The organism is Pelobium manganitolerans (assembly GCF_003609575.1).
Classification (GTDB): domain Bacteria; phylum Bacteroidota; class Bacteroidia; order Sphingobacteriales; family Sphingobacteriaceae; genus Pseudopedobacter; species Pseudopedobacter manganitolerans.
Genome location: NZ_MBTA01000027.1, coordinates 122,288 through 147,899 on the forward strand (window position 1 = coordinate 122,288; position 25,612 = coordinate 147,899).

At 41.2% G+C, this 25,612-nt stretch carries 25 protein-coding genes and 1 pseudogene; 14 read left to right on the forward strand and 12 right to left on the reverse strand.

The annotated features are described in order from the left end of the window. Positions 1 to 10 precede the first annotated feature (10 nt). From BCY91_RS13940 to BCY91_RS13950, 3 genes are all read right to left on the reverse strand, one after another. Positions 11 to 730, reverse strand: coding sequence for an SIMPL domain-containing protein (locus BCY91_RS13940; RefSeq protein ID WP_120182658.1), 720 nt, complete (start codon positions 728 to 730; stop codon positions 11 to 13). A 102-nt stretch (positions 731 to 832) separates the two neighbouring features. Continuing rightward, positions 833 to 1,903: an alanine racemase gene (locus tag BCY91_RS13945; RefSeq protein ID WP_120182659.1), complete on the reverse strand. Its 1,071-nt coding sequence runs from the start codon at positions 1,901 to 1,903 to the stop codon at positions 833 to 835. A gap of 24 nt (positions 1,904 to 1,927) precedes the next feature. Then, the gene (locus BCY91_RS13950; RefSeq protein WP_120182660.1) at positions 1,928 to 2,356 is read right to left on the reverse strand and encodes a GNAT family N-acetyltransferase; all 429 of its coding nucleotides are present in this window, start codon (positions 2,354 to 2,356) and stop codon (positions 1,928 to 1,930) included. Between the two features lie 271 nt (positions 2,357 to 2,627). Between BCY91_RS13950 and BCY91_RS13955 the strand changes: the two genes are divergently transcribed. From BCY91_RS13955 to rodA, 5 genes are all read left to right on the forward strand, one after another. Continuing rightward, positions 2,628 to 3,812, forward strand: coding sequence for a cation:proton antiporter (locus BCY91_RS13955; RefSeq protein ID WP_120182661.1), 1,185 nt, complete (start codon positions 2,628 to 2,630; stop codon positions 3,810 to 3,812). Between the two features lie 268 nt (positions 3,813 to 4,080). Then, positions 4,081 to 4,920 (forward strand): rod shape-determining protein MreC, encoded by an 840-nt coding sequence (mreC, locus tag BCY91_RS13960; RefSeq protein ID WP_120182662.1) that lies wholly within the window; start codon positions 4,081 to 4,083, stop codon positions 4,918 to 4,920. Next, positions 4,913 to 5,428, forward strand: coding sequence for a rod shape-determining protein MreD (locus BCY91_RS13965; RefSeq protein ID WP_120182663.1), 516 nt, complete (start codon positions 4,913 to 4,915; stop codon positions 5,426 to 5,428). Before mreC ends, BCY91_RS13965 begins: the two co-directional genes overlap by 8 nt. Continuing rightward, the gene (mrdA, locus tag BCY91_RS13970) at positions 5,425 to 7,350 is read left to right on the forward strand and encodes a penicillin-binding protein 2 (RefSeq protein ID WP_120182664.1); all 1,926 of its coding nucleotides are present in this window, start codon (positions 5,425 to 5,427) and stop codon (positions 7,348 to 7,350) included. The genes BCY91_RS13965 and mrdA overlap by 4 nt, the downstream gene beginning before the upstream one ends. 3 nt (positions 7,351 to 7,353) lie before the next feature. Beyond that, on the forward strand, positions 7,354 to 8,613 hold the full coding sequence (gene rodA / locus BCY91_RS13975; RefSeq protein ID WP_120182665.1) for a rod shape-determining protein RodA: 1,260 nt from the start codon (positions 7,354 to 7,356) through the stop codon (positions 8,611 to 8,613). Between the two features lie 126 nt (positions 8,614 to 8,739). On the opposite strand, the gene BCY91_RS13980 is transcribed toward rodA, so the two are convergent. After that, positions 8,740 to 8,976, reverse strand: coding sequence for a helix-turn-helix domain-containing protein (locus BCY91_RS13980; protein ID WP_245989149.1), 237 nt, complete (start codon positions 8,974 to 8,976; stop codon positions 8,740 to 8,742). A gap of 119 nt (positions 8,977 to 9,095) precedes the next feature. Beyond that, positions 9,096 to 10,463 carry a tRNA uridine-5-carboxymethylaminomethyl(34) synthesis GTPase MnmE gene (mnmE, locus tag BCY91_RS13985; protein WP_182995392.1) on the reverse strand — a complete coding sequence of 456 codons (1,368 nt, stop codon included), beginning with the start codon at positions 10,461 to 10,463 and terminating at the stop codon, positions 9,096 to 9,098. A 74-nt stretch (positions 10,464 to 10,537) separates the two neighbouring features. On the opposite strand from mnmE, the gene BCY91_RS13990 reads away from it, so the two are divergent. From BCY91_RS13990 to BCY91_RS14005, 3 genes and pseudogenes are all read left to right on the forward strand, one after another. Continuing rightward, positions 10,538 to 11,449, forward strand: coding sequence for an NAD(P)-dependent oxidoreductase (locus BCY91_RS13990; RefSeq protein ID WP_120182666.1), 912 nt, complete (start codon positions 10,538 to 10,540; stop codon positions 11,447 to 11,449). A 192-nt stretch (positions 11,450 to 11,641) separates the two neighbouring features. Beyond that, positions 11,642 to 12,289, forward strand: a pseudogene (locus BCY91_RS17900) (MBL fold metallo-hydrolase). Positions 12,290 to 12,292: 3 nt separating this feature from the next. After that, positions 12,293 to 12,523 (forward strand): MBL fold metallo-hydrolase, encoded by a 231-nt coding sequence (locus tag BCY91_RS14005; RefSeq protein WP_182995394.1) that lies wholly within the window; start codon positions 12,293 to 12,295, stop codon positions 12,521 to 12,523. 117 nt (positions 12,524 to 12,640) lie between these two features. On the opposite strand, the gene BCY91_RS14010 is transcribed toward BCY91_RS14005, so the two are convergent. The 4 genes from BCY91_RS14010 to BCY91_RS14025 form a co-directional block, all read right to left on the reverse strand. Beyond that, positions 12,641 to 13,936 (reverse strand): LamG-like jellyroll fold domain-containing protein, encoded by a 1,296-nt coding sequence (locus tag BCY91_RS14010; protein WP_120182670.1) that lies wholly within the window; start codon positions 13,934 to 13,936, stop codon positions 12,641 to 12,643. Between the two features lie 821 nt (positions 13,937 to 14,757). Continuing rightward, on the reverse strand, positions 14,758 to 15,153 hold the full coding sequence (gene rpmA, locus BCY91_RS14015) for a 50S ribosomal protein L27 (RefSeq protein WP_120182671.1): 396 nt from the start codon (positions 15,151 to 15,153) through the stop codon (positions 14,758 to 14,760). A gap of 43 nt (positions 15,154 to 15,196) precedes the next feature. Beyond that, positions 15,197 to 15,508, reverse strand: coding sequence for a 50S ribosomal protein L21 (gene rplU, locus BCY91_RS14020; RefSeq protein WP_120182809.1), 312 nt, complete (start codon positions 15,506 to 15,508; stop codon positions 15,197 to 15,199). A 79-nt stretch (positions 15,509 to 15,587) separates the two neighbouring features. Continuing rightward, positions 15,588 to 16,088, reverse strand: coding sequence for a hypothetical protein (locus BCY91_RS14025; RefSeq protein ID WP_120182672.1), 501 nt, complete (start codon positions 16,086 to 16,088; stop codon positions 15,588 to 15,590). 89 nt (positions 16,089 to 16,177) lie between these two features. Here BCY91_RS14025 and pdxH point away from each other — a divergent pair, with 89 nt between their 5' ends. The 6 genes from pdxH (at position 16,178) to asnS (ending at position 20,985) form a co-directional block, all read left to right on the forward strand. Further along, complete coding sequence (gene pdxH, locus BCY91_RS14030) at positions 16,178 to 16,831, forward strand: pyridoxamine 5'-phosphate oxidase (RefSeq protein ID WP_120182673.1); 654 nt, start codon at positions 16,178 to 16,180, stop codon at positions 16,829 to 16,831. Continuing rightward, the gene (locus BCY91_RS14035) at positions 16,828 to 17,328 is read left to right on the forward strand and encodes an NADH-quinone oxidoreductase subunit C (protein WP_120182674.1); all 501 of its coding nucleotides are present in this window, start codon (positions 16,828 to 16,830) and stop codon (positions 17,326 to 17,328) included. The genes pdxH and BCY91_RS14035 overlap by 4 nt, the downstream gene beginning before the upstream one ends. A gap of 60 nt (positions 17,329 to 17,388) precedes the next feature. Further along, on the forward strand, positions 17,389 to 18,537 hold the full coding sequence (locus BCY91_RS14040) for an NADH-quinone oxidoreductase subunit D (RefSeq protein WP_120182675.1): 1,149 nt from the start codon (positions 17,389 to 17,391) through the stop codon (positions 18,535 to 18,537). 171 nt (positions 18,538 to 18,708) lie between these two features. After that, entirely contained in the window at positions 18,709 to 18,948 is a 240-nt protein-coding gene (locus tag BCY91_RS14045; RefSeq protein ID WP_120182676.1) for a hypothetical protein, read from the forward strand. Positions 18,949 to 19,113: 165 nt separating this feature from the next. Then, positions 19,114 to 19,362, forward strand: a complete 249-nt coding sequence (locus tag BCY91_RS17775) for a PIN domain-containing protein (protein ID WP_220699482.1) — start codon at positions 19,114 to 19,116, stop codon at positions 19,360 to 19,362. A 174-nt stretch (positions 19,363 to 19,536) separates the two neighbouring features. Next, positions 19,537 to 20,985 (forward strand): asparagine--tRNA ligase, encoded by a 1,449-nt coding sequence (gene asnS / locus BCY91_RS14055; RefSeq protein ID WP_120182677.1) that lies wholly within the window; start codon positions 19,537 to 19,539, stop codon positions 20,983 to 20,985. A gap of 262 nt (positions 20,986 to 21,247) precedes the next feature. On the opposite strand, the gene BCY91_RS14060 is transcribed toward asnS, so the two are convergent. The 3 genes from BCY91_RS14060 to BCY91_RS14070 form a co-directional block, all read right to left on the reverse strand. Further along, positions 21,248 to 22,945 carry a sodium/sugar symporter gene (locus tag BCY91_RS14060; protein ID WP_120182678.1) on the reverse strand — a complete coding sequence of 566 codons (1,698 nt, stop codon included), beginning with the start codon at positions 22,943 to 22,945 and terminating at the stop codon, positions 21,248 to 21,250. 465 nt (positions 22,946 to 23,410) lie between these two features. Beyond that, positions 23,411 to 24,595 carry a mannonate dehydratase gene (gene uxuA, locus BCY91_RS14065; RefSeq protein ID WP_120182679.1) on the reverse strand — a complete coding sequence of 395 codons (1,185 nt, stop codon included), beginning with the start codon at positions 24,593 to 24,595 and terminating at the stop codon, positions 23,411 to 23,413. A 141-nt stretch (positions 24,596 to 24,736) separates the two neighbouring features. Then, positions 24,737 to 25,555: an SDR family oxidoreductase gene (locus tag BCY91_RS14070; protein WP_120182680.1), complete on the reverse strand. Its 819-nt coding sequence runs from the start codon at positions 25,553 to 25,555 to the stop codon at positions 24,737 to 24,739. Positions 25,556 to 25,612 lie beyond the last annotated feature (57 nt).

Genomic DNA, 25,612 nt, shown 5'->3' on the forward strand with positions numbered 1-25,612 from the left:
ATTTTGGCGCTTACTCTATTTCAAAGTTTGCGTTCACAACGGCGGTAATCTCTTTACGGATAGAGCTGACATCGTTTATGCCGTAATCAGAAGTCATGTTAGAGTTTTCGGGAGTTATTTGCAACACGCCCATCCTAGCGCTTTTAAGCGTGCCCAAACTGCGGTTTGTTGCTTCGGCCACTTTTTCGCCGCGTATCATGGCGTCTTTAGCGGCCGCCGCCTGAATATCTACTTTAACATCGCTAAGCTTGGTGTAATAATACTCTGGCGCGTTAACGTTGAAGTTAAGCCCCTGCTCAAACAAAGACGCAATTGAGATAGAAACCTCTTTAATCTTGTTTACATCTGCCGAGCTTACTTCTAAAGTTTGGTTAATGGTGTAAGAACGCACGCCCAACTGTTGCCCGCTGCTGCTATAATTGTACTGCGGATAAACATTAATGGTTTTAAGATCAATATCTGCGTCTTTAAAACCTTTTGATTTTAAAAACTGCACCACCAAAGGCCGTTGGCGCGATAGCTCGCGGTAAGCATCTTGAGCGCTTGACGCATCGATATTAAAGGTTCCTCTTAAAATTCCTAGGTCAGAAACAATCAGTTGCTTGGCAGAACCGGTAACGTTAATGGTTTGGTCTGATTTGATGCTCTTTAATCCGCCGGCTAAAATAAAAGCTACCACAATGGCGCATATCCCAATAATAAGTGCCGGAATTATAAATCTGTCTTTCATTTGCTGTGTTTAATTGATACAGGCAAAACCTTTGCCGCTTTAAAGCTAGTAAATATCAATTTAAAATTTCAAGCATAAACGCAAGCTTAATCAAACAATTGCTTAAACCACCACCTTATCAACATAATTAGAGTTCATAATGCCCAGCACGCCCATATATTTCAATTTGAACTTTACCAAATCGCCCACCTTATAATTTTGTTTATTCTGATGAAAATCTAGCACCAACATATCCGAACTGGCTTCTATGATATCCATATCATCATCCTCCAGAATTAGATACTTGGGGTTGCAATCTAGTAAGCCAATATCTACAATGGCGCGGTACGATTTTTTGCCATAGTCTTCTGTGGGGTAGCTGGGTTTACCGCCGGCAACATTAAAACCTTGCTCGCCGTTAGGCACTTTGGGTTTTTCGTACAGCTCTATAATTTCGCCATAAAGCTCAAAAACATCATCGTACATGCCTTCAATGGTTTTATTGCGGAATAAATCGAGGCCAAAAAACAGCACCTCGCCTACCCTAAAATGGTTTACTTGCTTGGGCAACTGTTTTTTAAGCAATAGCGGAACGGTAACGCTGGTGCCGCCAGAAACCCAAGGGATATGGATGTTAAATTTAGCTTCAATCAGTTGTTTGTATAAACAAAGCTGTATCAGTTTATCTTCTGACGGCATAATGCCGTTTAAGCAATTAAGGTTAGTGCCCAATCCCACGATACTGATGTTTGGCAAATGCAGGATTTTAGCATAAAAATCCATCAGCTGGTCGCCTACCACGCCTTCGCGCAAATCTCCCATCTCTATCATCACAATAATTTTATGGATTTTGTGCTGTCTGCCTGCCTCATCGCTCAGCATTTTAATGGTGCTGTAATCCGTATTAAAGCTTACATCGGCGTACTTGATGACGTTTGCAATACTTCTTTTTGCGGGAGGTTTAATGTACACGGTTTGCACATCGGCGTTAAGCTGCTTTATAGCTTTAAGGTTGCTAATGCGGGTATCATGAAATTCTTTGACCCCTAAATTCAACAGTTCTTGCAGGTAGGTTTTGTTGCCGCAAAGCAGCTTTGAAACCACGCCCCACTCGATACCCTGCGTGGCAAACCAGCCAGCAAGCATTTGGTAGTTATGTTGTAGTTTGTTTTTGTAAAGTTTTAAATAAGCCATTTAATTTTTTGGAGGGTTTTAAAATTAACGTTGCAAACGCATCTCCAGATACTTATTGGTAAAACCCAGTTTCTCGTAAAGCTTTTTGGCCGGATTATCGGCTTCTACGTGTAAAGCAATGCTTCCTTCTGCAAGCTCTAAGCATTTTTGCATCAGCTGTGTACCTAAGCCTTTGCCGCGCTGATTCTCGTGTACAGCGATATAAACCAAAATGTTTTCCGGGATATAGCTTTGCATCCCTGTTTCGTTGAGCACTGCGGCGCCCGCTAAATAACCGCCTTCTTCTGCCAGTATCACTAGGCCGCCTTTCTCAAATACATAATCCAGGCATTTTAATATATCTACTTTGTTATCGCCGTAAACTCCTAACTGGGTTTCTAAAAAAGCTGCGATAGCTAGGTTTGGGAATGATGGGTTTTCGCCGGTTTGTTTGTCCAGAATGTGGTATATCATAAATAAGTTTTGTACTTCAAGCCTTGTAGTAAGATTAAGGGTTCACCGCTAAAAAAGCACCCCATTGAGGCGTTTAACCTTGGCATAATGCAAAGCCATGGCGCAAGGCAAAAAGAATTATTAAATGTGTCAAAAGCACAAATATATGAAATATAATTAATTATTAATTATACAACAAGCTAAAAATCGATAAAATGACGCTTTAATTGATATTTTAAAACAGGTTTACAAAATTCGTTTATCTTTAAATTTTGAAAGAAACGCACATTATATGTCAACATACACCATATTAATCATCTTATGCGGACTGGTAATTTTCTCATATCTGTTTGATATGATTGCGAAAAAAACCAAAATCCCGTCCGTGCTTTTGTTGTTGTTTTTGGGCATCGGCTTAAAACAAATTGTCACCTATTTCCAGATTGAAACCTTTGATTTTTTAACCATATTGCCTACGCTAGGTACGGTAGGTTTGATATTAATTGTTTTTGAAGGTGCGCTGGACTTAAAGTACGACCAAGAAAAAAACCGGGTAATTAAAAAAACACTTTTAGCTGCGGTAATTATTCTGCTGGTAACTACCGCCGCCATTACTTTTATTATTCACGAGCTTACCGGCGAAACCTATTACCTATGTTTTGCCAATGCCATCCCTTTCAGTGTAATTAGTTCGTCTATCGCTATACCCTCGGCGGCTAATTTGGGCAGGCGCGACCGTGAATTTGTGATTTACGAATCGTCTTTCTCTGATATTGCGGGCATTATTTTGTTCAACTTTGCCATCAGTAATGATAGCTTTAACGTAAGTGCTTTCGCAAGTTTAGGTGCCGAGCTGGTGATGATTTTCTTGTTCGCGTCCGTATCTTGCTTGCTGCTGCTTTACCTTATCGGCAAAATCAGCCATCATGTTAAATTCTTTTTAATCATCTCTATTTTGGTGCTGGTATATGCCGTGGGGCAAAGCTACCACCTCTCTGCGCTGATAATTGTGCTGGCTTTCGGTTTGTTTTTAAACAATGCCGACGAAATACGCATCCCTTTTTTCCGCAAGTATTTTATTTATCCCAACCTTTCTAAAGATTTGGTTCAGCTGCACCAGCTATCTGCGGAAAGTGCTTTTTTAATGCGTACTTTCTTTTTCATCATCTTTGGTTTTACGATAGTGGTAAACCAGTTTCAGGATTTAAAGCTAATCCAATACGGCTTAATTATTTTGGGCGCAACCTATCTTATCAGGCTGTTGTACTTGAAATTTGTAGCTAAAGTGCCTATTAACCCCATCGTTTTTATTACGCCACGTGGTTTAATTAGCATTTTGTTGTTTTATAACCTGCCAAAAGAGATGCGCATTAACGGCGTAGAAACAGGTTTACTGTTTATGATGATTTTAGCTACCAGCGTGGTAATGAGTTTGGGTTTGCTGAGTTCTAAGAAAGAGAAAGCGCCTGTGGCCTAAGGATACTGACGCGGGGACCTGTGCGAGAGGCCCTGCCAGTGCAGAAAAACCCCTCGCACTTAGGCGTGTTTTTCCTTATTATCTTTGTTAAATTCTATATCTTTGAAACCGTATTAATAAAGCCGGTTTTATTAATGCCGCACACACAAAAGGATATGACAACTGATGCCTTGGGCAATCTATTTTTTGGCAATAATATGAGTAATTTAATCTTTAGCCTTACACTAAACTTCAAATATCGCGTTAATATCAAAGCCAAAAATTAAGTATGTTAAATCTTTGGAGGTTCATTAGCCGGTATAATGCGTTCTTTTTCCTGATTATCTATTTAACGATAGCGCTGGTGCTGTTAATCCGTAATAACGATTTTCAGCGTGCAAGTACCTTCAATACCTCAAACCAAATTGTGGGGAGTGTTTACCAAGAGGTAAACTCGATAAACAAATACCTTAATTTAGCGTTGGTGAACGATAGTTTGGCAAATGAAAACCGCCGCCTGCACGCCATGCTAAAAACTTCGTTCATGGACGACAGCCTGGTCACCAACACCGTAACGGATACCATCCATAAAGTAAAATACGAGTATATTTTAGCCGAGGTAGTTAACAAATCCATCAACTCCAGAAACAATTACATCACCATTAACCGCGGCAGCAAACAGGGCATTAAAAAAGGAATGGGCGTAATTGGTCCTAGCGGCGTGGTGGGCATTGTGTGGAATGTTTCAGAAAACTTCGCTTCTATCCAATCGGTACTGCATGAAGATACACGCATTACCTCATCTATTGAAGGCACACCGTATTTTGGCCCTTTGGTGTGGAACGGTAAAGACCCGCGCATTGTCACCTTAACAGACATCCCAAATCAGCTGAACTTAAAACCTAAAACCCGCGTAGTTACCTCGGGCCTAGGCGTTATTTTCCCTAAAGGAATATTGATTGGCACGGTGCTAAAATCGGGTGTTAAAGGTGGCGGCAGCTTTTTGGATATTGCCGTTAAACTGTCGACAGATTTTTACGCCTTGCAGTACGTTTACGTTATCAAAAACAATTTCCAAACAGAGCAAGAAACTTTGGAAGAAGCCAATAAGGAGAGCTTAAATGAATAATATCATTAAAAATATCATCAGATATTTAGTGCTGGTGCTGATACAGATTTTTCTGTTGAAGAATATGGTATTATTTGGCCTAAACACGCCTTACCTGTACATCCTATTTATACTGCTTTTACCTTTTGAAACGCCAAATTGGCTGTTGTTTCTGCTTTCCTTTTTGATAGGTTTAAATATCGATTTGTTTAACGATACCGTAGGCCTACATGCCTGCGCCTGCGTAATTACGGCCTTTTTTAGGGTGTTAATTACCAGCATTACGGTACAAAAAGAAAATTACGAAAGCGACCCCGAGCCTACCCTTGCCATCATGGGTTTCCGCTGGTTTTTCTTTTACGCGCTGGTGCTCATCTTTATCCACCACTTTACGCTTTTAAATTTAGAAGTATTCCGTTTTTCGGAAATCCCAGCTACAATAAGCCGTGTTTTCCTCAGTTCTTTATTTACTTTGTTATTGGTTTTTGTGGCAGAGATTGTATTCTTTAAAAAGAGGCAGCGTAAATGAACAGTTTTTTTAAGCGTAGGTACGTTATCCAAGGAATTTTCATTTTAATTGGCCTGATCTTGCTGGGCCGGCTTTTCTACATCCAAGTTATCGATGATTCGTACAAGCTTTCGGCAGATAACAACGTGTTACGGAAACTCATCATCTATCCCGCAAGGGGAATTATTTTGGACCGTACCGGCGAAACGCTGGTTCAAAACGAGCCTGTTTACGATATAATGGTGATTCCGGGGCAGGTGAAAGAGATGGACACGCTAGAGTTTTGTCGCTTAATAAAAATTAGCAAAAACGATTTTGACCGTGCCTTTAAAAAAGCAAAAAACTACTCCTTATATAAGGCATCGCTTTTCCAGAAGCAGATATCTGCCTTAACTTATGCGGCCTTTCAAGAAAAGCTGTTCGAGTTTCCGGGCTTTTATGTGCAAAACCGTTCGGTGCGCTATTATCCAGATTCTACCGCGGCGCAGTTTCTCGGTTATATTGGCGAGGTAAACGAGCGCGAGATCGAGAAATACAACGGCTTTTACAGTCAGGGAGATTACATCGGTAAAACGGGCATCGAAAAATCGTACGAAGATCTGCTGCGCGGGCAACGCGGGGTGCGCAACATTATGGTAGATGTGCATAACCGCGAGCAGGGTAGCTTTTTTGGCGGAAAGTACGATACCACTGCCGTTGCCGGCGATAAGCTCATTTCATCGCTCAACAAAAAACTGCAGCTCTTTGGCGAGCGTTTAATGCACAACAAAATTGGCAGCGTGGTGGCCATAGAACCCTCTACCGGAGAGATTCTGGCATCCATCAGCAGTCCGAGTTACGATCCCAACATGATGGTGGGCAGGCAGCGCGGCAACAACTACATGAAGCTTTTGCGCGATCCCTTTAAGCCCATGTTCATCCGCCCTATACAAGCCGAATATCCGCCGGGCTCCATCTTTAAAGTAGTAAACGCTTTAGTTGCCCAGCAGTTTGGCTTAATTAGCGCCAACACCTATTACAACTGCCCCGGCGGTTACCGCTACGGCAGGCGCGGTTTTATGGGCTGTACGCACGTGCACGGCACAATCAACCTGGCGCAATCTATAGAAACCTCTTGCAATACTTATTACGGTTACACCTATGCCCGCATGATAGACCAAACCGGAATGCGGCCGGTAAACGCTTACAAACGTTGGCGAGAGGCTGTAATGAAATTTGGTTTAGGGCATGCTTTAGGGATAGATTTACCTGCCGAACGTAACGGGATGGTGCCAACGGCAGATTATTACACTAAATCTTTCCGTAATGATAAATGGACTTCATCTTTCAACATCTCCTTATCTATTGGGCAGGGCGAGCTGGGGATTACCCCATTGCAAATGGCCAACGTGGCGGCCATTATCGCAAACAGAGGCTTTTATTATACACCGCACTTAATTAAAGCCATTGGCGAAGAAAAGGTGGTAAAACCCGAGTTTACCAAAAAAAACAATGTAGGTGTTGATGCTAAATATTTTGACCCGGTTGTTGAAGGGATGAGCCGTGTAGTAAATGCTCCCGGCGGCACGGCCTACAATGCAAAAATTGACGGTATTGAGGTTTGCGGTAAAACGGGTACAGTGCAAAACCCACATGGCGATAACCACTCGGTTTTTATTGCTTTTGCGCCGCGCAACAATCCAAAAATTGCCATAGCTGTAGTGGTAGAAAACGCCGGTTACGGCTCGGTGTGGTCCGCCCCAATTGCAAGTTTAATGATAGAGCAGTACCTGCGCGATTCTATCAGCAGACCAAAATATTACAGCGACCGTTTGTTGCAGGCCAACCTGTTACCCGGCCAAAAGAAAGTGTATGTGCGGCCTAGCAACAACAAGCCAGATAGCAGCAAAAGTGAGCGACCGGTAATACAGCCCGCCGTGGTGCCCAATAAAAAAACGTTTTAAAGAATGAATACGCAAAACAGAAACTTCTTTTTCAACGTCGATTTTTTGACCATCTTTTTGTACCTCTGCCTGTTGGCTATCGGTTGGTTTAGTATCCACGCAGCGGTGTATAACGAGGATGAGGCGCTCATTACCCTAAGCAGCAACTCGGGCAAACAACTGATATTTATTGTTGTGGCCATAGTGGTGGGCGTTGTTATTTTACTGTTAGACAGCAGGTTTATGTTCACCTTCTCCCCTGTTTTTTACGGCATCACCGTTTTACTGTTGGTGGTGGTGCTTGTGGTAGGGCGTAATGTGGGCGGTAACCAAGCGTGGATCCCCATTGGCAGTTTCCGTTTGCAACCATCCGAGTTTGCCAAGTGGGCTACCTCCCTCCTGCTGGCGCGGCATTTAAGCGTCATGAACTCTAAACTAAGCGAGTGGCGCACCGCATTGCCAACGCTGGCCATTTTGGGCGTGCCTGTTTTGCTTATCATTTTACAGCCCGATGCCGGCTCGGCTTTGGTTTTTGGTTCTTTGATTTTTGTGCTGTACCGCGAAGGACTTTCGCCGCTGTATCTGGTTTCGGGTTTTATGATGATTGTTTTGTTCATCCTTACCCTGCTTTACCCAAAACTGTACATTATTGCCGGCCTATTTGTGCTGTTGGGCATTTTGGTTTACAATTACCAACGCTCGCGGGCTATGATAGCCACTTTCGTGGGAGGCTTTTTGCTGTGCGTGCTGTTTGTGTTTAGCGTTGATTTTGTATATGATAACGTGCTGAAATCGCACCAAAAAGTGCGGATTGATTTATTGTTGGGCAAGGTGAAAGACCTACGCGGAGCGGGTTACAACGTTAACCAATCTAAAATTGCCATAGGCTCTGGCGGATTATGGGGCAAAGGTTATTTGCAAGGCACACAAACCAAATTTAACTTCGTGCCAGAGCAAAGCACCGATTTTATTTTTTGCACCGTGGGCGAAGAATGGGGTTTTGCAGGCAGTTTTGTGGTGATAGGTATTTACATTTTTCTGCTGATGCGGATTATCCACCTGGCCGAAAGGCAACGCTCGTCATTTAGCCGCATTTACGGATATGCTGTGGCCTGCATTATATTTTGCCACTTCTTTGTTAACATCGCCATGACGGTGGGCCTGATGCCGGTAATAGGCATCCCGCTTCCTTTTGTAAGTTATGGAGGTTCATCGCTGCTGAGTTTCACCATTTTGCTTTTTATTCTGATTAAGCTGGATTCTAACCGGATGGGGATTGTTTAAAACGGTATTTCCAACATGGATTTTACTTTCGTCCTATCAAAACGTTTAGTGATATAAGCCAGTTCACCAGCTAATTTTTGCTGAAAATATATTTCTGCTTGACGTGCCAATTACGATCCTATTTTATCAATTACACCAACCTCTTCCAAATAATGCCAATACATCATTCACTTTGTCTAAGCGAAGTGTCTTTTTTCCTTGTTCTAAATCACGCACAAAACGAAGCCTGACACCGGCATTTAGCGCTAAATCTTCCTTTGTTAATTTTAGCTCTTTGCGTTTTTGTTTTACAAACCACCGTATGGGGTCCATAATTATACCTTTACCGGTATAAATACACGTAAAAACCAGATACAGTACCATTTCGGGTATAAAAACAAAATACAAACGCTTGTATATACCTTTTAAGGTATAATCTGGTAGGACAGAATACTTTAATACGGGCAGGAAAGCCTACCTACCTAAACTGGAGAAATACGGAGTTACTTTCCGATGCAAAACTTGCTAAATATATTCTCCAACAGGTCGTCTGTAGTCACCTCGCCGGTAATTTCACCTAAGTAATAAAGCGCCTGCTTAATATCCATCGCTAAAAAATCGGAGGTTACAGGATTATCTATCCCGTACATTACTTTGCCTAAAGCTTCTTCGGTTTTTTGCAAGGCTTCTAAATGCCGTATATTGCTCACAATCACCTCATCAGAGTTTAACAGGTTCACATTTACCGCTTGCAATAAAGCTTCTTCTAATAAATCTAAATGTTGCTTTTCTTTTGCAGATAGTTGCAAAACATCAGCCCGGCTGCTTTTAAAAGGATGTATATCGGCCTTATTGGCCACCACAATCAACTGACTGTTGTTTTGTGCGGTTACCGCTTTTAAATCGGCTAAAATGGTTTCTAACTCCTCTTCTTTGGTTTCTTCCGGGTCAAACAGGTAAATTACCACGGCAGACGACTTTATTTTTTCAAAAGTACGCTCTACGCCTTTAGCTTCAATAATATCCTGCGTTTCGCGTATCCCGGCGGTGTCAATAAAGCGGAAAGTAATACCTTTGATGTTAATCTCGTCCTCAATGGTATCGCGAGTGGTTCCCGCAATGTCCGATACAATGGCGCGCTCCTCGTTCAGCAAGGCGTTTAACAAGGTTGATTTCCCTACATTGGGCTTACCTGCAATAACTACCGGCACCCCATTTTTGATTACGTTACCTAAATCGAAAGAACGGATGAGATGTGAAATATGAGCTATAAGACGCAAGACTAAGTTCTTCAACTCGTCGCGATTGGCAAACTCCACGTCTTCTTCGCCAAAATCCAGCTCCAGCTCTATCATCGAGGCAAAATGGATCAACTGCTCGCGTAAACTTTTAAGCTCGTTAGAAAAACCGCCACGCATCTGTTGCATAGCCAGCTGGTGCGAAGCTTTAGAGTTTGAAGCAATCAAATCTGCAACTGCTTCTGCCTGAGATAAATCAAGCCCTCCATTTAAAAAAGCTCTTAAAGTAAATTCGCCGGCCTTTGCCAGTCTTGCGCCCTGTTTAATCAATAATTTTATAATGGCATCAATAATATATTTTGAACCGTGACAGCTGATTTCTACCACGTTTTCTTTGGTGTAGGATTTAGGAGCGATAAACAGCGAAACTAACACCTCATCTATAATTTTTTCGCCCTCTCTAATCGTCCCGAAATGGATGGTATGACTATCCTGTTGCTCTAAATCCTTGCCCTTAAATACTTTATTGATGATTTTTATAGCATCCGGTCCCGATAAGCGGATTACTCCGATAGCCCCGATTCCGTTTGGAGTAGCCAAGGCCACAATAGTTTCTTCCTGATACAAACTCATAGCCACCAAAGTTAGCAATTTGTTTTAGCTTGATTCGCCCGAAAAACACCGTCAGTTTTTTATATTTGGTTGATATGAAAATTAGGAAAAACATTAAAAAACAAGCTAAACCTATAACATTCATCGGCTTAGGAAACATGGGCTTACCAATGGCTCAAAACCTTATCAATGCCGGACATCAATTAAACGTTTACAACCGAACTGCCGGAAAAGCAGATGCTTTGAGCGGAGATTTCGAAATCTGCACTTCCATAAAAGAAGCTTGCGAAGGGCAAGAAATCATTATCTCTATGCTGGCAGAAGACGATGTACTTTACCAAATATGCGAGGGCGAAGAAGGACTTTTAAACGTGATGCAAGAAGGTGCAATACACATCAGCATGAGTACCATTTCACCGGATACTTCCAGAGATTTATCTGAAAAGCATCGGCATAAAAACCAACACTATCTCTCCTCCCCTGTTTTCGGCAGACCCAATGCAGCTGCCGAAGCAAAATTATACATCTGTACTTCTGGCGAGGATACTATAAAGCAAAAGGTAAAATCCATTTTAGAATTGCTGGGTCAGGCTGTTTATGATTTTGGAACCGATCCGGGCGCTGCAAACGTGGTAAAATTAGCAGGCAATTTTATGATTATGGCAAGTATGGAAACCATGGCAGAAGCTTTTACATTAGCCGAAAAACAAGGTTTGGACAGAGAACAGGTCGCTAATTTCTTTGGCGAAACGGTTTTTAATGCGCCTATCTATAAGAACTACGGAACCCTGATCGCAAAGAAACAATATCAGCCAGTAGGCTTTAAGTCAAGCTTGGGCTTTAAAGATGCCCGCTTAGCCAGTAAAATGGCATTGGATGCCGAAATGCCTGCCCCGCTATTAAGTTTGGTTTACAACCGCTTATTAAGCGCCCTGGCAAAAGGCAATAACGATAGTGATTGGGTTGAGGGAATTGCAGGTGGAGTTTCTAACGATGCAGGAATATAAATGATGACGATATACATAGCATTTGCAATAGCTTTGCTGGCCTTTATTACGTTCAGTTTTTTAAATAGCGATGTATTTGGTCGCCAGCCCGACACTTCTGCATTCACAGGTTCGTCCAATTTTTTTGATAAGAGCTTCCAAAATCAATCGCCTACGCCGATGATGACCAAAGATGCAAATTATTGGAAGTTAATGCGGGAAATATTTAACAAGCCCAAAAGCAACACACCATCAGAAATCATCCAATCTGTTAAAACGGACCTGAAAAACTTATCAGTTGTTGATGATAGTTTGATTTGGTTCGGGCATTCTTCTTACCTTTTAACCATCGGCGGAAAGCGCATTTTAGTAGATCCGGTTTTTTACAAGGCTTCACCGGTAAGTTTTTTCGGGAAACCCTATAAAATGACTTATCAATATCTACCAAAAGATTTTCCGGATATTGATCTTTTAGTTATCACTCACGACCATTACGACCACTTAGACCATCGGGCGGTCTGCGAACTAAAACCTAAGGTAAAAAGCGTCATCACCTCGAAAGGTGTGGATGGACATTTAAAACTATGGGGCTATAAAGCCGAACAAATCATTGCTTTAAACTGAAACGACAAAGCTATCATTGAAGGTAATGAGTTCATTTGTGTGCCTGCCCGTCATTTCTCTGGACGGAAATTCAAGCGAGGGCAAACGCTATGGAGTTCTTTTGTTTTAAACACACCATCTGCCAAAATCTATTTAGGCGGAGATTCTGGTTACGATACTCATTTTAAGGAAATCGGAGAAAAATACGGCCCATTTGATTTAGCGATTTTAGAATGCGGACAGTACGGCAGATATTAGCCCTTGATCCACATGTTGCCCGAAGAAACGCTACAGGCGAGTAAGGACTTAAAAGCCAAAGCACTTTTGCCTGTACATTGGGGCAAGTTTTCATTATCCAGCCATCCTTGGACGGAGCCAGTTGAGAGATTGCTTATTGCTAATGCCGATGAAGCACAACTTGTTTTTACACCACAGATTGGAGAAGTTTTAGAACTTAGCTCAGAAAATAAAACGGTAAAATGGTGGCGATGAACTTTTAAGTTTTGTCATCGGGGCATTAGCCCGATGACAAAACTTAACAATAATACAGCACTAGCAAATAGCAATCTCTAATTCACCAATGCAATCCTCCCGCTAATGGGTTCGGAATTATTCTTTTATAAACTTGCCATGCTGTTTGCCATAGCGGTAAACATACGTACCCGGCGCAAGCGCAGCAACATTTATGCTGTTTTGTTGCTGATTTATCAACTGCCAAAACATTTGTTTGCCCATAACATTATAAATTCGTAGCACCTCTCCTGTTGAAGCAACTGTAAATGTCAGTTGAGTTTTTACCGGGTTGGGATACAAATTAAGAGTTAAAGGCTGAAGGTTGAAGGTAACCTGTTTAAGGCCTAATTCTGTTGCTGTACCATTGTCATCTACCTGTACCAGTTTATAATAATTATTACCGTTTAGGGGGCTTTTATCTGTAAAACTATAATTGAAAGCAGGAAGTGAAGAATTTAAAGAAGCCGATATCTGGCCTATCTTTACAAATTGTTTATCATCCCCGCTTCTATATATTTCAAATCCGCTGTGGTTTTGCTCCAACGAGGTTTGCCATTCAAGTATAGCGCCCGTTGCTGCGGTTTTAACCCAAAATCCGGAAAGCTTTACCGGTAGAACATTATTTACCGGCGCTCCGCCAACCCAATTAGATGTAGCGCCACTAAGTGTAAAATTGTTTAGCGTACCATTTGTATTTCCTCCTACCCTTTCTATAAGTGTGGTTACGCTCGCATTATTTCCTCCGGCCACTCCTTGGTTAAAATCATAGTATCTTACCAAACCCGGTGACGACGGAGAGACTTCTACATCTTTCTGATCTTGTATCTGTGTTTCGGTTTTGGCAAAATTCCATATACGTAGTTCATCTAAAGAGTAATCTGTAATTGGATAAGTTGTTCCGCCTATTTGCACATTAGTGGTTGGCAATATTGCTCCAGAGTAAGCTACAGTACGAATCAATGTGCCATCAAAGTAAAATTTGATGTTGCTACCATCATAAGTAATAGCATAATGCCTCCAGATATTTTGTTGGGAAGATGGAATGTCACCGTCAGGAGTAGAGGCAGACCATGACTGAAATGTAGTATAATCTGAAGCGTTAGGAAATATTGATAATGTTTGAGAATGGGAATAATCTGCTTCATAATTATCCATAAAGATGCCGTGTTCATTACCAGAATTTTGCCAATAAATGCCCTGATAACGGTTACTGCCCGAATAAGTGGACTTCATCCAAAATTCAATAGTAAAGTTTCCCGGGGAAATGCCAGACAAGCCTGTAATTGAAGCATCCCCATCAAAATGGAGAGCATTGTTTTGCGCATTGCTTTTATTTAAAGAAACAAGCGACAAGAAAATAATTGCGAAACAATTCAGTAAGTTTTTTTTCATATTTTTTAATTTACACACAAAACTATTAATTAAGAGTAGCAAATCTAAAACTTCACCTTTATTTCTGCAACAACAAAAAAGCAAACATCTTTTTTTTCTTATAAAAACAATAAAAATTGATTCTTATGCATAAAATTGATTTTTATTGTTTTTATAATTAATATTTTAAACAAATCACCTAAATCTAAGAGGCTGTCTAAAATTGCTCTGAGAAGGTATTATCTGAGCATTTTTGTGTTGAACGTCCGCCCGGTCGGTACGGACGAACAGTAAAACATCCTACAAATAAGGTAATGCCGACAGTGTGGCAACCCTGCAAGTGAGATGCTTCGACTCCGCTCAGCATGACATAGTGGGCGCTCCCTTTTTTAAAAAGGAACTTGTGAAAATTTTTGCAATATAAATTTAGACATTCTAAAGCTACTACCCAAAACCCCTGTTCCACTTTCCTATATCTTACAGTTCCGTTGGTGTAGGCATTATTAATGCAGAAATAATTGCTATTATCATCAAATTCAGAACCTAGCAGATGTTTCAAACTACCAATAAGTAGTTCGGGCGAATTGGAAATATAAGGCAATTCGTAAAAGCCATTTTTAAATTGAAACGGCGAAGACTGAAGCTCTTTAGATAACTTTTTAATGGGATATTAATTTTTTAAACCTGCTTAATATATAAAAATAAAATCACACTTCAATTAATGCACTTAGCTCCTGTTAAAAACTGCCGTTTTACTAAGTTTTATGCTTTCAAAACAAAGGCAATAAAAAAAGCCCTGATTCAATGAACCAAGGCTTCCCTTTTTATTATTATAGTAAGAACTATTCCGCTGCTGCGTCGCCAGTTTTCTTAGCCGCTTTTTTCGCCGGGGCTTTTTTTGCAGGCGCTTCTGCTGCTACTTCTTCTTTTACTGCAGGTTTGGCTGCTTTTTTTGCAGGTGCTTCAACCGCAGCGCTAACTGCTTCAAAAGGGATTACAGAAACATATGATTTGTTGTCTGCTTTTTTTCTGAAAGCTACTTTACCGTCAATTAAAGCAAAAAGGGTATGATCTTTACCCATGCCCACATTTTTTTCTGGGTGGTGTTTGGTACCGCGCTGACGAACGATGATGTTTCCTGCGATTGCAGCCTGTCCGCCATAAATTTTGATACCTAAACGTTTACTGTGCGATTCTCTACCGTTGTTAGAGCTACCGGCTCCTTTCTTATGTGCCATGTTTTATATCTGTTTAGCTTTAGAAAAGCTGTAAATTTTAAAATTAAACTGTGATGCTATCGATCTGGATTTTGGTAAAAGATTGACGGTGACCGTTTTTCTTTTTGTAACCTTTTCTTCTTTTTTTGTGGAAAACGATTACTTTATCGCCTTTTAAATGAGACACGATCTTAGCAGAAACTTTTGCGCCCTTTACCGCAGGTGTACCTACTGTAAATTTACCATCATTAGCTACCAATAAAACATTGTCAAATTCAATACTAGCGCCCTCATCTCCTTGTAACCTGTGTACAAAAAGCTGCTGGTCTTTTGCAACTTTAAACTGTTGCCCTGCTATATTTACTATTGCGTACATTATTAAATAAATTTGTGTTTTTAAAATGAGGTGCAAATATAGAAAAATAATATTCGCAAACAAAGCAAATTATAGGACATTAATATTTTGGCCGATGCAAAATCGCATCGTATATTAAAGCTTGTTTAAAATTAAAATCGGCCGCTACGTGCCGTTCCCGTTTCGGCAGTTTAATGCCGTGTTTGTGCTTTTCGTGTATTTTACGGTTGGCCAGCACCTCTGCAGATGGTATTTCGGGATTGTAGTAGTCTGTTGTTAGCAATTCCTTTTGTTTTACCGCTTTCTTATTTTGCACAGGCACAGCTTGGTAAGCCGGCTTTGTTTCGGCCCGGTAAGCGGATTTTCTTTCTGCTTGGCGCGGATGTTCTTCTTGCAAGGTTTTAGCGGTTTGCTTACGCGATGGCTGTTCTACCAATACCGGCGGGTGCGGGACCGTTGGCACTGTTTGGCTTTGCGAAGCCCGACGTTGCGCATCGGCCTGCTTAGCGCGTTCTGCAGCTTTCTCGCTTTCCTTTTTAAAGTTCTGATAGGCTTTAATCAAAAAGGAAATGATGATCAAAGCAACCAATAATCCGTTCATAGCATAGCTTTTCTCCAAATATATAAAAACAGTGTATTAATTTGCGCATAACCTTTAATTCCATACTTACATTCGTTAATTTTGCCTACATGAGTATCGAAAAATCGACGATCCAAAACCTCCGCCAAGATTACCGCTCGGCATCTTTAGATGAAAGCGAAGTAGCCGAAAACCCCTACCAGCAGTTTGAAAAATGGTTTCAGGAAGCGCTAAACGCACAGGTTGCAGAGCCCAATGCCATGACCTTGGCTACTACAACGGCTAATTGTGTACCATCGGCGCGTATTGTTTTGTTGAAAGAATTTACCGATGAAGGTTTTGTTTTTTACACCAACTATAACAGCAAAAAAGGCCGCGAAATTGCAGAAAGCCCTTTTGCTGCGCTGGTGTTTTTTTGGCCCGATTTGGAAAGGCAAATCCGCATAGAAGGCGTGGTTGAAACGGTTAGCGAGGAAGAATCTGATGCTTACTTTAAATCGAGGCCGCGTGGAAGCCAGCTAGGCGCTCTTACATCGCCGCAGAGCGAAATGATACCTAACCGCAGTTATTTAGAAGATAAACTGGCTAAACTCACCGAAAAATACAAGGAAAAGGACATACAAAGGCCCGAGCATTGGGGCGGTTACCGCGTTATTCCAAACCGCATTGAGTTTTGGCAAGGCCGATCCAGCCGTTTGCATGACCGTATATTATACGTACAAGAAAAAGATCAGAGTTGGAGATTTGAACGTTTAGCGCCATGATTTTTGATACCGTAAAACAATTGCTTAGACAAAAATTTGGCGCAGATGTGATTGTTGCCGAAGAAGCCGAACAAAAACAGCCCGCTTTAATTATAAAAGCAGATTTAATTGATGAGGTATGTCTGTTTTTACGCGACCATCCCGAAACCTGGTTCGACTTTCTATCGTGCCTTAGCGGGGTTGATTATGGCGTGGAAAAACAACAGTTTGGCGTGGTGTACCACCTCAGCTCTATCATCAAAAAACATACAATTGTTTTAAAGGTAATTGCGTCTAATGACCGTAGCGAAGAAAATTTGCCTACTTTTAAAAGCATCAGCGCGGTTTATAAAGCGGCCGACTGGCACGAGCGTGAAGCTTTTGATATGCTGGGCATTTATTTTGAAAACCACCCCGATTTAAGGCGTATTTTATTGCCCGATGACTGGGAGGGCTTCCCTTTGCGCAAGGATTATAAAAACGCAGAAAGTTACCACAACATTAAAATTGACTTATAAGTTTTGGAGCGTCTTATCCCTCAGAAATATCAGCAAGGTTTAATTAACTACCAAAATAAAATGGCTTCGGTATTGCCCGAAGAAATGGTTTTAAACCTTGGCCCGCAACACCCCAGCACCCACGGTGTTTTACGTTTAGAGTTGATTACCGATGGCGAGATTGTTAAAGAAGTAATCCCCCACCTTGGTTATCTGCACCGCTGTTTTGAAAAACACGGCGAAGCGCTAAACTACGCCCAGATAATCCCCTACACGGACCGGATGGATTATTTGGCATCCATGAACAACAACCACGCTTACGTGATGGGCGTTGAGCGCATGTTAGGCATCGAAAACGACATCCCGAAAAGGGTGGAATATATCCGCGTTTTGGTGTGCGAGTTAAACCGCATCGCATCCCACCTTATCGCTATCGGCACTTACGGCATTGATATTGGCGCGTTTACACCTTTTTTATGGTGCTTTCGCGATAGAGAACATATCATGAATATGCTCGAATGGGCTTCCGGGGCGCGTATGCTGTATAATTATATTTGGGTAGGTGGCTTGTTTTACGATATCCCGGTAGGTTTTGAAGAACGCTGCAAAGAATTTGTTGACTATTTTAAACCAAAACTAAAAGAGCTGAACGAGCTATTAACGGATAATCAGATATTTATCTCGCGCACGGCCAATGTGGGCATCTTGCCTTTAGATGTAGCCATCAATTACGGTTGCTCGGGTCCTATGTTGCGCGGGTCGGGCTTAAAATATGATTTGCGCCGTGTGGATGAGTATTCGGTTTATCCCGAGCTGGATTTTGAAGTGGCTTATGCCAAAGGCGAAATTGGGACCGTTGGCGATTGCTGGAACCGTTACCAAGTGCGCGTGGTGGAAGTCGAGGAATCTTTAAAAATTATAGAGCAATGCGTTGAAAAACTCACTAAAGAACATAAACGCACGAAAGAGTTTGATCCGCGAGCTTTATGCCCGAAAAAGACGACGCCAAAAGCGCAGGATTTTTATGTGCGTGCAGAAAACCCTAAAGGCGAAATTGGTTTTTATTTTATCGCCGACGGCCGGTCCGACAAACCTTTCCGCATTAAATCTCGTGGCCCTAGCTTTTGTAACTTAAGCGTACTGCCTGCCATCTCTAAAAACGTTATGATTGCAGATTTAATTGCGATTATCGGCTCGCTGGATATTGTGCTGGGTGAAGTGGACAGGTGATTTTTTGGAGTAAAGAGTATGGACGAAAGATTTGGGGGCGGAACACTGTGTGTAGAATCAGATGGGGTTCAACCCGAAATCCACGGGATCAACCGTTTAGAATTTGATAGGTTTTAAACTTTCAACAATTACACATCTTAAATTAATTTTTTTAGAAAACCATTAAACAAAATGACTTACGCTGAAAAACACATTTTAGAAACTTACTCAACAATTTTTGAGAATTTGAGTTTTAAAAGCAAGGTCAAATTATTGCAGAAAATGGTGACTGCGCTAAAGGCGGAGGTACCCCGCCAAAAAAAAGACTTTTTCACTTCTTTTGGTGCCTTTGCGCCTAATAAAACTGCAGAAGAAATTGTGAAAGAAATCAAAAAAAGTAGAAGCTTTAAAGATAAAGACCTTTACTTGTAATAAGGTTTATGCAGTATTTATTAGATACTTTGTATTTGCGTTTTCTTTCTTCGAGGGAAGCTCGATCTTAATAAACTTATTAAAGAGAAAGGAATTTATAATTGTTTTATTTCTGAAATTACGGTCTTTGAGCTGAAGTAGGGGGCAGAGAACAGTGATGGTCCTGTGAGATCTCACAAAGCTGTAGAAATTTTTGTAATAGGTATCACTATCATACCTATTTTAAGCGCAATAAAGGAATATGCGGAAATAAAAACTGCGCTTAGGAAAAACGGCACCCCGATGCATGATGAGTTTGACTTAATTATTGGAGTAACAGCACTCGCCAATGAATTAACTTTAGTGACAGACAACTTAAAGGATTTTCAGCATATAAAAAATCTTAAAACTGAGAATTGTTTTCAACGGTTTTAACCGAACTGTTTTAATGTATTTTAATCCTCGCTTTCCAAGTTTAGCATTATGCTTTAACCATAAACCTTAAACCCTAAGCCCTGCCCTCCCCAAATCAGCTTTAAAATTTCCGCTTCCATCCTTAAAATCCCCTATCAATCCGTATTTTAGCAACCTGATATTTTTATTGCCGATATGATTAAAAGAGAAAAAATTAAAGATATACTTTCTTCTACCGAGTTTAACCGTGAAACCACGGTGATGGGTTGGGTAAAAACTTTTAGAAACAACCAGTTTATTGCGCTTAATGATGGCTCGTGCATGAGCAATTTACAGGTGGTGGTTGATTTTGCCAATACGCCGGAAGAGGTATTAAAGAAAATTACCACCGGAGCCGCCATCAGCGCAAGCGGAAAACTAGTAGAATCTTTAGGCAAAGGTCAAAAATGTGAGATTAAAGCAGACAGCGTGCAAATTTTAGGAGAGAGCGATCCGGAGAAATTCCCGTTGCAACCTAAGAAACACAGCCTGGAGTTTTTGCGCGAAATTGCGCACCTACGTTTCCGAACTAATACTTTCAATGCTATTTTCAAGGTGCGTAATGCGCTTTCTTTTGCCATACACCAGTTTTTTAATGAGCGCGGCTTTGTGTATCTGCACACACCTATCATCACCGCTTCTGATGCAGAAGGTGCCGGCGAGATGTTTAGGGTAACTACCCTCCCATTTGATGACACACCACGCACAGACAGTGGCGAAGTTGATTTTAAAGAGGATTTCTTCGGCCGCTCAGCTAACTTAACGGTATCCGGTCAGTTAGAAGGCGAATTAGGCGCCATGGCTTTAGGAGAGATTTATACTTTTGGCCCAACTTTTAGAGCCGAGAACTCAAATACCACCCGTCACCTTGCCGAATTTTGGATGATTGAACCTGAGGTTGCTTTCGCCGATTTGGAAGACAATATGAACCTGGCGGAGGATCTGTTAAAATATGTGATCCGCTATGCGATGGACAAATGTCCGGATGAACTGGCCTTCTTGGCCAACCGCTTGGCAGAAGAGGAAAAAAGCAAACCGCAAAACCAACGCAGCGAGCTGGATTTAATGAGCAAATTAAACTTCTGCTTGGAAAATGATTTTGAGCGCGTAACCTATACAGAAGCTATCCATATCTTAAAACACTCTAAACCTAACCAAAAGAAACAATTTAAATATTTGGTAGAAGATTGGGGCGTTGACCTACAATCGGAACACGAGCGTTATTTGGTAGAAAAGCATTTTAAAAAGCCGGTTATCTTAACAGATTATCCGGCCGATATTAAAGCGTTTTATATGCGCATGAACGAGCCGGATGCCGATGGAAGGAAAACCGTCCGCGCTATGGACATTTTATTCCCTGGCATTGGCGAAATGGTAGGCGGATCGCAACGTGAAGAGCGTTTAGAGAAACTGCAACAGCGTATGCAAGAAATGCACATTCCAGAAGAAGAACTGTATTGGTACTTGGATACGCGCCGTTTTGGCAGCGCACCACATGCTGGTTTCGGCTTAGGTTTTGAAAGATTAGTGCTGTTCGTTACCGGAATGACCAACATAAGAGACGTAATTCCTTTTCCGCGTTTCCCTAAAAACGCTGAGTTTTAAGAATACGTTTTTTTATTAGGAAACCTGTTAGGTTTAAAAACCTAACAGGTTTTTTTATGGAACCTTACTAAAGTTGGACGAATGTATATCGCGTCTTCTTCTGCTAATTAATTAGCTGGCACACGCGTATCTCATTTGCTTACATTGATCCGTTAAAGCATTTAAAGTATACACAACACGCCTGCGCTAGTATGTTTAAAATAAAAAGCCTCTTGAGCCATTGCTCAAGAGGCTTTTTTATTGTTGTTTCAACAAATCTATCTTACCAGAAGTAAGTATATAATGCGGTTAAAATTGCAACAATTACAATTGAACCTATGGTGAAGGATCTATTAGGTACAAACATAGAAGAATCTACCTCTAAACCGTTAGTTTTGATTCCACGTTTATGGTCGTACCAGCTTATTACGTACATGCCCACCATACACAATACAAACACAAAGCCCATACGGTCTAAGAATGGTATTTCGTAAACCGAAGTACCGTCTGCCTGCACAACTGCTTTTGAGAAACCTGTTGAAGACAAAAACTCTAGGTTTACCATTAGCGGCAAAAACTTCAAGATTACCGAGAAAATGAACCCGCCGATGGTAGCAAACATCGCAGCGTTAGAAGATGCTTTTTTCCAGAAGAAACCTAAAATGAACATAGCAAAAATACCCGGAGAAACGAAACCGGTGTACTCTTGAATGTATTGGAAACCTTGTTTACCCTCGCCCATCAATTTATCACCGATGATTAAAGAAAGAATAACGCCAATAATCATAGACACAACTACAGTTGCTTTTCCGTAGAAAACTAGTTTTTCTTCAGAAGCCTCTGGATTGATTGACTTTTTATAAATGTCCAAGGTATAAATGGTAGCGATACTGTTTGCTTTACTAGCTAAAGATGCCACAATGGCTGCTGTTAAAGCGGCGAAAGACAAACCTTTCATCCCTACCGGCAACAAGTTTAATAAAGATGGATAAGCTTTGTTTACATCTAAAATACCTTTAGAATCCAACATCTCTTGTTGGAACATTCCTTTTTGGTACAGGTAATAAGCGGCAATACCCGGCAAAACCACAATAACCGGCATTAACAATTTCAAGAAAGCAGCAAACAAAATACCACCGCGGGCAGTTTTTAAATCGGCACCTAAGGCACGCTGGGTAATGTATTGGTTACAGCCCCAATAGTTTAAGTTCACAATCCACATACCGCCAATTAATACGGTTAAACCTGGCAAGTCCATGTAGTTAGGGTTGCTTTTGTCAAATATCATGTGGAAGTGGTCATTGGCTTCGGTATATAAAATATGGAAACCTTTAGTAATACCGGTTTCGCCAGATAAATCACTGATGTACTGCAAACCGATATAAGTAGCCACTAAACCTCCTAAGATTAAGAAGAATACTTGAATAACGTCTGTATAACCGATTACCTTCATCCCGCCAAGGGTAATAATAATAGCGAAGATGGCTAAGAACACGATACAGGCATAAATGTTAAAGCCCGAAATCCCGCTTACGGCAACTGCGCCTAAATACAAGATAGACAATAAGTTGACAACGATGTATAAGAACAGCCAGAACACTGCCATAATCATAGCTACCGTGCCGTTGTACCTTTGGTGAAGGAACTGTGGCATGGTGAAAATTTTATTTTTAAGGTAAACGGGAATAAAAAACACCGCTACCACAACTAGGGTAATAGCTGCCATCCACTCATAGGTAGAGATGGCTAAACCCATTTGGAAACCCGAACCACTCATCCCGATGAACTGCTCGGCAGAGATGTTTGAGGCAATTAAAGAAGCACCGATTGCCCACCAAGTGAGGGAACCTTCTGCCAGGAAATAATCTTTAGAATCGTTTTTAGCACTCCGCTTTTTCCGGTAAATCCAGATACCGTAGGTGGCAACAATCACAAAATAGATTAGGAATACAATGTAATCCGCAGTTGAAAGTGTTTTCATTAATTTTTAAATGATTTAGGTTTTAAAATTTCGTTAATCTCAAGCTTGTCATTTTAGAAGTGTCCAATGTACAATTTTAAAGATTTATAAAAGCTAATATGCAAAATAAATTTTTATGGAAGTGTATTTTTTACAATAAGTATCAAAATTATGTTTTACAATAACATGATAATTGAAGCACAATCTTAAAATAAACATTTGATTTACAAACAAATAAAACGTATTTATTTCTACAGAATGGACATTATTTTTTTATGCAATCGAATGTAATTTAGGTCGGAAGAATTAAAAAAAACAGCTTTTAAAAGCGTTTTCGTGCGCTAATAGAGAGGCCTTAGGACGAAAAAAAGTGCTGAAATAACGTCAAAAATGTGGCGATTAACAAAATCTGAAAAAATATAAGCATAAAAAAAGCGCCCGCTTAAGGCGCTTTCTTATGGTTTGCATTAATAATATGCAATGTATTTAAGCATCATAAACTAATGACCTGGAGATTCCCATCTCTAGTCCGCGTAATTCGGCTAAACCCCGTAACCTTCCAATGCCAGAATAACCTGGGTTTGTTTTCTTTGTCAAATCATCAAGCATCTGATGGCCGTGGTCCGGGCGCATTGGGATGCTGAGCTGACGGTTTTGCATTAGCAAAACTACTTCTTTAACCACGGCGTACATATCCACGTTACCTTCTAGATGGTTATCCTCATAAAAGTCTCCATCCGCATTTCTACGCGTACTGCGCAAATGCAGAAAATTTATGCGCTCGCCAAATTGCTTTACCATAGCCGGCAAATCATTATCTGCACGCACACCGAAAGAACCCGTGCAAAAACATAGGCCGTTACTTAAAGAAGGAACCGCTTTCGCCAGATATTCAATGTCTGCAGCGGTGCTTACCACGCGTGGCAAACCTAAAATTGGGAATGGTGGATCATCTGGGTGGATGACCATTTTTACCCCTTCTTTTTCTGCAACCGGGATAATCGATTGTAAAAAAGCCACTAAGTTCTCGCGCAGTTGTTGCGCATCAATATCGGCGTAAGCATCTAAAGCTTGCTGAAACTTTTCTAAAGTGAAACTCTCTTCGCTACCGGGAAGGCCTGCAATAATATTCCGCTCTAAAGTGTGTTTTTCAGCATCACTCATACCCGCAAAGCGTTTTTTTGCTTTTTCTATTTCTTGGTCGGTATAATCTGCTTGTGCGCCTTTTCTTTTCAACATCAGAACATCAAAAGCTACAAAAGCTGCCTTTTCAAACTTTAGCGCCTTTGAACCGTCGGCAACTTCGAACTCCAGATCGGTGCGGGTCCAATCCAGTACCGGCATAAAATTGTAGGTGATGATTTTAATACCACAACTGGCCAAATTGATAATGCTTTGCTTATAATTTTGGATATGACGTTGAAAATCGCCGGTGCGGGTTTTAATGGCTTCGGAAACCGGAACGCTCTCTACAACATTCCATACTAAGCCTGCATCTGAGATAATTTGTTGGCGCTTTTTTATTTCTTCAACCGTCCACACCTCTCCGTTTGGGATATGGTGCAAGGCCGACACTACCCCGGTACAACCGGCCTGTAACAAATCACTTAATTTAACCGGGTCATTTGGCCCATACCAACGCATAGTCGGCATCATTTTATAGTTATTCATTTTTTAAATGAGCGAATGATTGAATTTGAAAGAGTGAATTTTGAAGGAGTGAATGACTGAATTTTGAGTGAATGAACAACCAGCACTTAGTCTAGCAATCTTGATACTGACTACTCATCACTCACTACTCACTACTACTACCTACACCCCGCTAAATACAGGGAAGCCGCCATCTACGTTAACAATACTTCCGGTTACAAATTTAGAAGCATCGCTCAGCAACCAAATTAAAGCGCCTTCCAATTCTTCGGGCGTACCGAAACGGTTAAATGGCGTTTGTTTAATTACCAGGTTACCTCGGTCCGTATAACTACCGTCTTCTTTAGTCAGTAAAGTTCTGTTTTGCTCGGTCAAAAAGAAACCCGGAGCAATGGCATTCATTCTTATTTTATCTCCGTAACGGTTGGCAAGCTCTACGGCAAACCATTTAGTATAGCCGTCTATTGCGCTTTTTGCCAAGCTATAGCCTAATACTTTGGTAATCGCTCTTTGCGAGGCCATGGATGAGATGTTTACGATGCTGCCACCACCGTTGTTGGCAATCTCTTGTCCAAAAATCTGCGTGGGCAATAATGTGCCAAACAAATTGAGGTTCATCACTTGCGTAAGCGCATCCATATCTAAACTAAAAACCGATGCACTTGGGTCTACTACCGCGCCTGGCATATTTCCGCCTGCGCCATTTACCAAACCATCAATTTTTCCGAAAGCTTTTAAAATCTGGTCTTTTGCTGCGATTAAAGATTGCTCATTCAGCACGTCGCACACTACTGCAATTGCATGGCCGCCATTTGCATTAATTTCTTGGGCGCGGCTCTCTGCTGTTTCTTTGTTTCGGCCTAAAATGGCCACGCTAGCACCTGCGCGCGCAATCGCTTTCACAAATGATGCGCCTAATACACCTGTGCCACCGGTAACAACAATTGCTTTTCCGCTAAGGTCGAAAATGTTTTTTTCCATTGTATTCTGTATTAAATTGGTTAAAGACGCCCTAAATTCGGGAAAAAAACCACGGCT